The sequence below is a fragment of the Empedobacter sp. UBA7620 genome (assembly GCF_002484185.1).
Taxonomy (GTDB): domain Bacteria; phylum Bacteroidota; class Bacteroidia; order Flavobacteriales; family Weeksellaceae; genus Empedobacter; species Empedobacter falsenii_C.
This window is the reverse complement of the sequence record NZ_DLJI01000020.1, coordinates 121,962-131,753: the sequence shown is the minus strand read 5'-3', so window position 1 is coordinate 131,753 and position 9,792 is coordinate 121,962. Positions and strand designations below refer to the sequence as shown.

Below are 9,792 nucleotides of genomic sequence, written 5' to 3'. Positions count from 1 at the left end.
ATTTCCTATAGCTCCATTATTCAAGGATTGACTTCGTTTTATTCGGCTATTTTTTCTTCTGTATATTTTATAATTTCAAATGAACTCCTCATCTTAGCAAAACCTCTCGGTATTTGCGGTTGCAAAGGTAATACTTATTTTTTAACTAACAAATTTTATTTCGAAAATTTTTAAAGTTTTTATTTTAATAAGTCAATTTACTTTCACTCCAAAACTCCTTTCAGAATCGGTTTGCAAAGGTAAAACTTATTTCTAAACTCGCAAATTTATTTTTAAATAATTTTTGTCGCTATATAAGTCCCTATGTCAATTTCAATACTACTCGTCTTTCGTATTGAGGTTGCAAATATACGCCTGCATTATTCGTTTTTCCAAACATAATTTACATTTATTTTACATTCTTCTCTTAAGTTACTGGTATGATGAGAAATATTTTTTGAAATGTTTGGATTTAAAACGATAGATCGATAATTTTAGACGGGAAAAGCCCGTTTTTAACGCACAAAATGATTAGACGTTTTGCTTTTCTTGAACAAAAGAAAAGTAAAATGGATACTTTTGAAGGAGCGACTCGGGAGAAATTCTACGAAGTAGAATCTATTTATAAATAAAAAAAGCTCGAATAAATCGAGCTTCATATAATTATTCATTTCATAATATTATACGAGATGTTCCAAAATTGTATTTAATTCTTGTAATTCGACCAAGAAACCATCGTGTCCAAAAATAGAATCTATTTCGATAAATTTTGCATTTGAGATATGATTCGCTATAAATTTTTGCTCACTTGGCGGAAATAAAATATCCGAAGAAATTCCAATCACTAAAGTATTCGAAGAAATCTGAGCCAAAGATTTCTCTAAAGATTCTCTATTTCGAGCCAAGTTTTGTGAATCCATCGCTTTCGAAAGTGTCCAATAAGAATGTGCATTGAATCGATTTGCTAATTTTTCACCTTGATATTTTTGATAAGAAGAAGCTTTGAAATCGTTGTAAACAGAATCCTCGTCTTTTTGCTTCTGTTCATATATAATATAGGTACGATAAGACAACATCGCAATTGTACGCGCCGCAATCAATCCATTTCTTCCTCCATTGTCAGTTTTATCGTCAAAAGTTGCATCTGCCTCGATAGCCAAACGCTGCGATTCGTTGAACGCAATTCCCCAAGGAGAATGTACCGCATTCGTCGCCAACAAAACCAAATTATCCACATTAACTTGATTCAGCAACGTAAATTCTAACGCTTGTTGACCACCAAGTGAACCACCGATTAATAAATGAATAGTCGAAATTCCTAAATGATCTGCCAACAATTGATGCGCATTTGCCATATCTTTTATCGTAATTGTAGGAAAATCTCGATAATAAGGCGAATTTGTCTCAGGATTTGTAGACAACGGATTTGTTGTTCCATAATTAGAACCAATCACATTGGCGCAAATAATAAAATGGTCTTTTGGATTGAACAATTCATTTTCTCCAAAAAGACCAGCCCACCAATCGAAAACATCCGAGTTTGCCGTTAAAGCATGACAAACCCAGATGATATTGTTTTTTTCGGGATTCAATGTTCCCGCTGTATGATAAGCAATGGTTAAATTTTCGAGAATTTGACCATTTTCTAATTGAAATGGCTTTGTATAATTATATTGATGAAAATTCACTGAATTAATTTATAGCTAAAATACTTTGTTTATTTAATTTTATCAAAAGCTCGCTGAAGATCATTTTTGATATCATCAATATATTCGATTCCGACAGAAAGACGCAATAATCCTGGAAAAACTCCAGCAGATTTTTGTTCATCATCACTCAATTGTTGATGAGTTGTTGCGGAAGGATGAATAATTAATGATTTTGCATCGCCAACATTTGCCAAATGACTTATCAATTCTAAACTATCAATAAATTGATTCGCTTTGTCTGCATCACCTTTAATTTGGAATGATAAAACAGCTCCGAAACCATTTTTCAAATATTTTTTCGCCAAATGATGACTTGGAGAAGTGATTAATCCAGGATAATTCACTTTTTCTACTTGCGGATGAAGTTCTAACCAACGCGCAATTTCTAACGTATTATCCAAATGTTTCTGAACTCTTAACGACAACGTTTCTAAACCTTGTAACAATAGGAAAGAATTGAAAGGTGAAATTGCGGGACCAAAATCGCGCAAACCTTCTACGCGAGCACGAATAATAAACTGAATATTCCCAAAAGGTCCATTCACCCCGAAGACATCGGAAAAAACTAAACCATGATAACCTTCTGATGGTTCAGAAAATTGTGGAAATTTACCATTACCCCAATCATAATTTCCGCCATCCACGATAACTCCACCAATCGAAGTTCCATGTCCACCGATCCATTTTGTTGCAGATTCAACGACAACATTTGCTCCATGTTCTAAAGGTTTGAAAATATAACCGCCCGCACCAAACGTATTATCCACAATAAATGGAATGTTGTGTTTTTGTGCAATTGCAGCGATTGCTTCAAAATCTGGAACATTAAAACTCGGGTTTCCTATCGTTTCTGCATAAATCGCTTTTGTATTTTCATCAATTAATGATTCAATTTTAGCTGGATCTGCATCTTCGGCAAAGCGAACATCAACACCTAAACGCTTAAAACCAACCTTGAATTGATTATATGTTCCGCCATAAAGATTAGAAGCTGAAACAAAATTATCACCTGATTCTAAAATATTATTTAAAGCAATAAATTGTGCCGCTTGTCCCGATGAAACAGCTAATGCCGCAACACCACCTTCGAGCGCAGCAATACGTTTTTCGAAAACGTCAGTTGTTGGATTCTGAATTCTTGTGTAAATGTTACCAAATTCTTTCAAAGCAAATAAATTTGCTCCGTGTTCGGCATCATTAAATACATAAGAAGATGTTTGATAAATTGGAACAGCGCGAGAGCCTGTTGTTGGGTCTACTTCTTGACCTGCGTGCACTTGTAAAGTATCGAAATGTAATTGTTTTTCTGTTGACATAATAAAATTGTTTTGAATGTGACTACGATTAATAAATAGTAGGGTAGGTTAGTTAGCTGAAATTAGCAGCTGCACATTCGAATTTTACTATTGATACAATTATAGATGCTGTGAAGCAGGACGCCGTGTCCAAAAGAATGTTTTTTAGAATTGTACTTCATCTTTAAAAAAATTATTCATTTCTAACTACACTTTGTAGTTTTATATTAGATGTGAAATTAGAATAATTTTCTAAATAATAAAATTTATAATAAGTTTTCAGAAAATAAATCTACAAAATCAATTTATAAAGAATATTTACACCAAAAAGTTAAAAATATTTCTTTCGAAATCTATAAAAAGCATTTAAACAGAATAAAATTTGAAGTAAAAAAGAGAATATTAAGTAGAAAATATAAAAAAGGAGATCAAAATTGATCTCCTTTTAAGTTTTATGATAAAAAAGTAATTAGTTTGCTAAAACTATTACTTTATTATTGTTCATTTCTATTGTTCCTCCTTTGATATCTAACAATAATGTAGATTCATTAGATGGAGAACTGTAAACTTTACCAGATTGATTATCGAAATCTTCGAAAGTTTTTGTGTGAACTTTAATTTTGATTGTTCCTTCACCTAAAGTTGCAACGATAGGAGCGTGGTTATTTAATAACTGAAATTCACCATCTTTCCCTGGTAAAGTAACAGCATCTACTTCTGCATCGAAAACTACGAATTCTGGCGTAATAATTTGTAAGTGCATAATCCTATTGTTTTTAAAAAAAAGAGTACTTAGCAACTTTCAAAAAGAAAAGAAACGTAAGCACTCTTTGTATGGTTAAACTATATTATTTAGCTTCTGCTAACATTTTTTCTCCAGCTTCAATCGCTTCTTCGATTGTACCACGTAAGTTGAATGCAGCCTCAGGATATTGGTCAACTTCACCATCTAAGATCATGTTGAATCCTTTGATTGTATCTTTGATGTCTACTAAAACACCTGGGATACCTGTAAACTGTTCTGCAACGTGGAATGGTTGAGATAAGAAACGTTGGATACGACGTGCACGGTGTACAACTAACTTATCCTCTTCTGATAACTCTTCCATACCTAAAATCGCGATGATATCTTGTAAAGCATTGTAACGTTGTAAGATTTCTTTTACACGTTGTGCTGTTTCGTAATGTTCTTTACCAATAATTGCTGGTGATAAGATACGAGATGTAGAGTTCAATGGATCTACCGCTGGGTAAATACCTAATGAAGCAATTTTACGATCTAATACCGTTGTAGCATCTAAGTGCGCGAAAGTCGTAGCTGGCGCAGGGTCAGTTAAATCATCGGCAGGTACATATACTGCTTGTACAGATGTAATAGATCCGTTTTTAGTAGATGTAATACGCTCTTGCATAGCACCCATTTCAGTTGCTAATGTTGGCTGATAACCTACGGCTGATGGCATACGTCCTAATAAGGCAGAAACCTCAGAACCTGCTTGTGTAAAACGGAAGATATTATCTACGAAGAATAATACGTCACGTCCTTGACCTTGTCCATCTCCATCACGGAAATATTCAGCTAATGTTAAACCTGTTAAAGCAACACGAGCACGTGCACCTGGAGGTTCATTCATTTGTCCGAAAACGAAAGCAGCTTTAGACTCTTTCATGTTTTCGCTGTTTACTTTAGATAAATCCCAAGATCCACCTTCCATAGAGTGCATGAAATCTTCACCGTAATTAATTAATCCAGCTTCAATCATCTCACGCATTAAGTCATTACCTTCACGAGTACGCTCACCAACACCAGCGAATACAGATAAACCTCCGTGTCCTTTAGCGATGTTGTTCATCAACTCCTGAATTAATACTGTTTTACCTACTCCGGCACCACCAAATAAACCAATTTTACCACCTTTTACGTATGGCTCTACTAAGTCAATTACTTTAATCCCTGTAAATAAAACTTCTGCAGATGTTGATAATTCTTCGAATTTTGGAGCTGGACGGTGAATAGGTAAACCGTTTTCTTTGTCTAAATTCCCTAAACCATCAATAGCATCTCCAACTACATTAAATACACGTCCTTTGATGTTTTCTCCAATAGGAACCATAATTGGTTTTCCTAAAGCGATAACTTCTTGACCTCTTTGTAAACCATCAGAACTATCCATTGCGATACAACGTACAGTATCTTCACCGATGTGTTGCTCGACTTCAAGAATTAATGTTTCTTTTCCTTGACGAGGAACCTCTAATGCATCATAAATATTTGGAAGGCCTTCTGCGTTATCAAAAATAACGTCAATTACAGGTCCAATAACCTGTGCAATCTTACCTTTCTTTTGATTTGCCATTATATGAAATGATTTAGTTTATTTTATTTGGGTGCAAAGGTAAGTTAAAAACATTGTATAATTTATATACTTTTTAAGATTTTTGTCATAATATTTTGATTAGTAATCAGAATATTACAATCAAAGGAAATTAAAAATAGATTTGAAGTTCGATTTGAAAGCCTTAATTTTGTGCAAAATCATTTTTAGTGAACGTTTATCAATCCTTAGAAGAAATCAAACCTATCAAACGTCCCGTCCTTACTTTGGGCATGTTTGATGGTGTACACATTGGACATCAATCTATTCTAAAACAACTCAATACAATTGCAAATGAAATTGATGGGGAAAGTGTTCTGATTACTTTTAATCCACATCCTCGAATGGTTTTACAACCAAATTGTGATCTTAAATTCTTGAATACTTTAGAGGAAAAAGAAAATGTTTTACGTCAATTTGGGTTAGAACATTTGATTATTCAAGCGTTTACAAAAGATTTTTCCCAAGTAACTTCTGTCGAATTTGTCAAGAATTTATTGGTTGATAAAATCAATATTGATACGTTAGTGATTGGTTACGATCATCATTTCGGGAAAAATAGAGAAGGAAATTTTGAGCAATTACAAGTTCTTTCGAAAGAATATGGTTTCAATTTGATTCAATTGCAAGCTGTCGAAGAAAATGATGTGGCGGTGAGTTCTACAAAAATTAGAAATGCACTTATCGAAGGAAATATCGCGTATGCAAACAAAGCGTTGAACTATCATTATCCACTTTCTGGAGAAGTTGTTCATGGTGATAAAATTGGGCGTACACTTGGTTTTCCTACCGCTAATTTACAAGTTGATCCCAATAAATTGATTCCAAAAGATGGCGTTTATGCGGTTGATGTTTTTGTGGATAATCAAAAATATTTAGGTTTATTGAGCATCGGATTTAGAGAAACGGTTACCAATTCTCGCGAACATCGGGTAGAAGTGAATATTTTGGATTTTGATCGAGAAATTTATGGAGAAACAATTCGCCTTGAATTTTTAGGACATTTGCGAGATGAAAAGAAATTTGATTCGTTAGATGATTTAATCACCGCGATGAATCAAGACAAAGAAAATGCAATAAAACATTATTCAAAATAAAATTTCCGAAGTCAAAAATTAATCATTAGACTTCGGAAATAATTTACTTCTTAACAACTTTCTCTACTAATACATTTCCTTTAGAATCTGTAATATGAATTAAATAAACTCCAGATTTTAATTGATTTGTTGAAATAGAATTTCGATTATTCATCGAAATAATCTTTTGTCCAATCAAATTATATAATTCTATTTTTGCGATTTCTTCTTTAGATTTTATATTAATAATATCTTGAAAAGGATTCGGATATATTTTTTTTGATTTTAAGTTCTCTAACTCATTTGTTTTCAATAAATCTTGAGATGCCTTATAATAATTTGGTACGCCATAGCCTAATTGATTTGAAGGAAAGGAAAAAAGATGAGCAGATTCTTGAATTTTATCTTTTAAAATATCGTGTTTAATTTTAGGAAATTGTTGAATCATTAATGCTACAGCTCCTGCTGAAACTGGTGATGCAAATGAAGTTCCATTCGAATAAGTTAAACTTCCATCAGGCAAATAAACTACAATATTTTGTCCTAAAGCTGATACATTTGGTTTAATTTCCCCTAATGCGTTTGGTCCAAAAGACGAAAATGCTACGGGATTTTTGTATATATCATTTGCTCCAATTGAAAACACATTTTTAACATCTGCAGGTGCTGAAATCATTTTCCAAGGATCATTTCCTTCATTACCAGCTGCTACCACAACAAAAACTCCTTTATTAGCAGCTATTTCAGCTCCTTTAGAAATTAGTGTCGTTTTTCCATCCATATTATCAAATGTATAATCGTATCTCGCATCATCAAAAGCATAATATCCCAAAGAAGTATTAATAACATCAGATCCTACACTATCTGCTCTTTCTGCAGCTTGAACCCAATACATCAACTCTTTTGGAGTTTCTGAAGTATTGTCTTCTGATCGATATAACGAATATGTAGCTTTTGGAGCAGTTCCAACATACTTTCCTTCAACTTCTGCTGTCATTGTAGATAAAACCATTGTTCCATGATTATCTGCATCATATACATTTTCTTTTTTATCTACAAAATCATAGGTGTCAAGAATTCTATTCTCTTTACGCAATATATCAAATGCTGAAATTTTATCAACTCTAGGAAAGCCAGCATCAATAACTGCTATCAAAACTCCTTGTCCTAAAATATTATTATTGTGAAGTGGTTTTAAATTAATTTGGTCAATAAAATCATTAGCATAACCATAATTAAACTCTTCTGAATTATGTATTAGATCTTTCCATTTTGACAAATTTTTATTTGATGATTTAGGAACTGAATTACGAACCAAAGATTCTGCAGTTTCAACAAAACTTAATGCTTTTAATTTACTCAAAATAGTTTCATCAGAAATCTCTACCATTACAGTATTCAACCATTTCGAATGCCCAATATAATTTAATGATAATTTTTTAAGTTCATTAATTCTATACTCAGATATAGGAACATCTTCCTCAGTAATCGAAATTTTATACTTTTCTCTTCTATCTAATGATCGTTGAGAAAGCATCTGCAAAGGGTTTGATAAAAAATTTGATGTATTTTCCTTTGGTTTTAATTTAACCAAATATAAATCTTGAGCCAAGGAAAAAGTAAAACCAAGTAATATTAAAGTTAGAGATAAAAATTTTTTCATAAATGTTAATTCATTCAATTCTACTAAATTAACATTTTATTTTAATTGATAATATTTAAATATTTCTTTTTTATTTTTTTCCAAAACTCCCAAAAGCGTTGCATCAACCTTTGGTTCGTTTGTTGTTAAAACAATTTTATCATTTACTTTTTCGAATGTAATGACAAGATTATTCGTTGTACTTTCAAACGAAATTTTATTTTTTGATTTCTTTTGTAATTTAAAATTAGTACGTAGAATATCCGATTTTACTGTAAACTTTAAAGGTTTATAAACAATTGCATATTTGTCAATTTCAGATTTTTTTGGAGAAACATCCATCATCGAAGCTGTTTCTAACGAAGCATTTGCAGCTCGTGTTTCTGCAACAACCGTCATTTTCATCACATCAGAAGTATCTTTCATTTTAGAAACACCCCTAATCACGACACCTGAAGCTTTTCCTGCTAACTTATCCGAAATGACTGAATCTTTTGTATAGCCAAAATTTTGACTATTTGCTTTAGCATATTGACCTTCTTTTTCTATCGAATCTAAAACCTTAGAACGAGCTTCCATTGCTTGCGGTGCTGATAAAGTAACTGGAGCATTTGGAGCGGACGCTTTAGATAATTGAGGAAAATATCCTTTATCATCAATTGCACCAGCAGAATGCCCTTCCATTACTTTATAAACAGGCTCTTTTGTAACTTTATCATTCTTTACTATTTCTAGAGGTTTTTCCAAATCTTTATCTTTCGATTCTAAAACCACTATTTCTTCTTGTTCAGGAGGTGATTGCTCAATAACTGGGACATTTGTTTTAACAATTTCAAGTGAATTTTCTCTATTTTCAGTATTAATATTCTCGATAAAAAGTACAAAGTAAGGAATCGCAATCAACGCGAAAACAGCAGCAGAAAACCATACACTCGAAACAAATTCGCGAATAGGTTTCTTTTTCTTTTCCTCGTTCTGCAAACCAGATTCAATACGTTTCCACACCAAATCTCTTGGTTTTTCGCCGACAGTTTCGTTTCTTCTTGATCGAAATAAATCTTCTATTGGATCGTTTGTGTTCACGATAAACTTGATTTTATATTTTCATTCTTACTTAACATTTCCTTCAATTTCGTCTTCGCTAAATTAAGTTGCGATTTCGATGTTCCTTCTGTAATGCCCAAACTTTCGGCAATTTCTTTGTGTTTATACCCCTCAATAACGTAGAGGGTAAACACGAGACGACAGCCTTCGGGTAGATAATCGAGGAGTTTCATCACATCATCTTCTTCTATTTGTTGCGAAGCTTCTTGGTTAGATGAAATGGAAGAGGAGTAATCGTCAACATTGAGATGAAAAATTTTATTTTTCCGCAACTCCATCAAACATTCATTAATCATAATTCTTCGCATCCATCCTTCAAAACTTCCTTCGAACGAATAATTCTCAAGATTCTGAAAAATTTTCAAGAATCCTTTTACCAACGCATCTTCCGCTTGTTGTATATCGGTAAAATAACGTTTACAAACCGCAAAAAATCGCGCATCATATTTTTCATAAAGCAGCCGCTGTGCTTTCGAATCATTGCTGATACAAGCTTTTATGAGTTGTTTTTCGTCCAAAATACTTTTTCTTTCTTATTATTTAGATGCGAAAATTACGCTTCTGGTTGCTTTGATAGCGTAAAATATTTGTTAAAGTTCTGAAAACTTATTC

Annotated in this window: 8 protein-coding genes; 1 reads left to right on the top strand and 7 read right to left on the bottom strand. The window is 32.7% G+C overall.

The genetic code is table 11. The features are described from left to right. Positions 1-659: 659 nt before the first annotated feature. The 4 genes from B2217_RS03980 to atpD all read right to left on the bottom strand — a co-directional run bounded on the left by B2217_RS03980 (position 660) and on the right by atpD (position 5,340). Positions 660-1,667, bottom strand: coding sequence for a homoserine O-acetyltransferase family protein (locus B2217_RS03980; RefSeq protein ID WP_291122114.1), 1,008 nt, complete (start codon positions 1,665-1,667; stop codon positions 660-662). A 29-nt stretch (positions 1,668-1,696) separates the two neighbouring features. After that, the gene (locus tag B2217_RS03975) at positions 1,697-3,004 is read right to left on the bottom strand and encodes an O-acetylhomoserine aminocarboxypropyltransferase/cysteine synthase family protein (RefSeq protein ID WP_291122113.1); all 1,308 of its coding nucleotides are present in this window, start codon (positions 3,002-3,004) and stop codon (positions 1,697-1,699) included. A 448-nt stretch (positions 3,005-3,452) separates the two neighbouring features. Next, a complete protein-coding gene (locus B2217_RS03970; RefSeq protein WP_038336143.1) occupies positions 3,453-3,746 on the bottom strand; it encodes a F0F1 ATP synthase subunit epsilon in 294 nt (97 codons plus the stop codon). 85 nt (positions 3,747-3,831) lie between these two features. After that, positions 3,832-5,340, bottom strand: a complete 1,509-nt coding sequence (atpD, locus tag B2217_RS03965; protein ID WP_114998651.1) for a F0F1 ATP synthase subunit beta — start codon at positions 5,338-5,340, stop codon at positions 3,832-3,834. A gap of 188 nt (positions 5,341-5,528) precedes the next feature. Between atpD and B2217_RS03960 the strand changes: the two genes are divergently transcribed. Next, on the top strand, positions 5,529-6,455 hold the full coding sequence (locus B2217_RS03960; RefSeq protein WP_180905514.1) for a bifunctional riboflavin kinase/FAD synthetase: 927 nt from the start codon (positions 5,529-5,531) through the stop codon (positions 6,453-6,455). A 43-nt stretch (positions 6,456-6,498) separates the two neighbouring features. Here B2217_RS03960 and B2217_RS03955 read toward each other — a convergent pair whose 3' ends face one another. Genes B2217_RS03955 through B2217_RS03945 form a run of 3 tightly spaced genes read right to left on the bottom strand, consistent with a single transcriptional unit; the run spans position 6,499 to position 9,698 of the window. Then, on the bottom strand, positions 6,499-8,097 hold the full coding sequence (locus B2217_RS03955) for a S8 family serine peptidase (RefSeq protein ID WP_180905515.1): 1,599 nt from the start codon (positions 8,095-8,097) through the stop codon (positions 6,499-6,501). Positions 8,098-8,133: 36 nt separating this feature from the next. After that, a complete protein-coding gene (locus B2217_RS03950) occupies positions 8,134-9,159 on the bottom strand; it encodes a hypothetical protein (RefSeq protein WP_180905516.1) in 1,026 nt (341 codons plus the stop codon). Continuing rightward, positions 9,156-9,698: an RNA polymerase sigma factor gene (locus tag B2217_RS03945; protein ID WP_038336150.1), complete on the bottom strand. Its 543-nt coding sequence runs from the start codon at positions 9,696-9,698 to the stop codon at positions 9,156-9,158. The genes B2217_RS03950 and B2217_RS03945 overlap by 4 nt, the downstream gene beginning before the upstream one ends. Between the last annotated feature and the right edge of the window lie 94 nt (positions 9,699-9,792).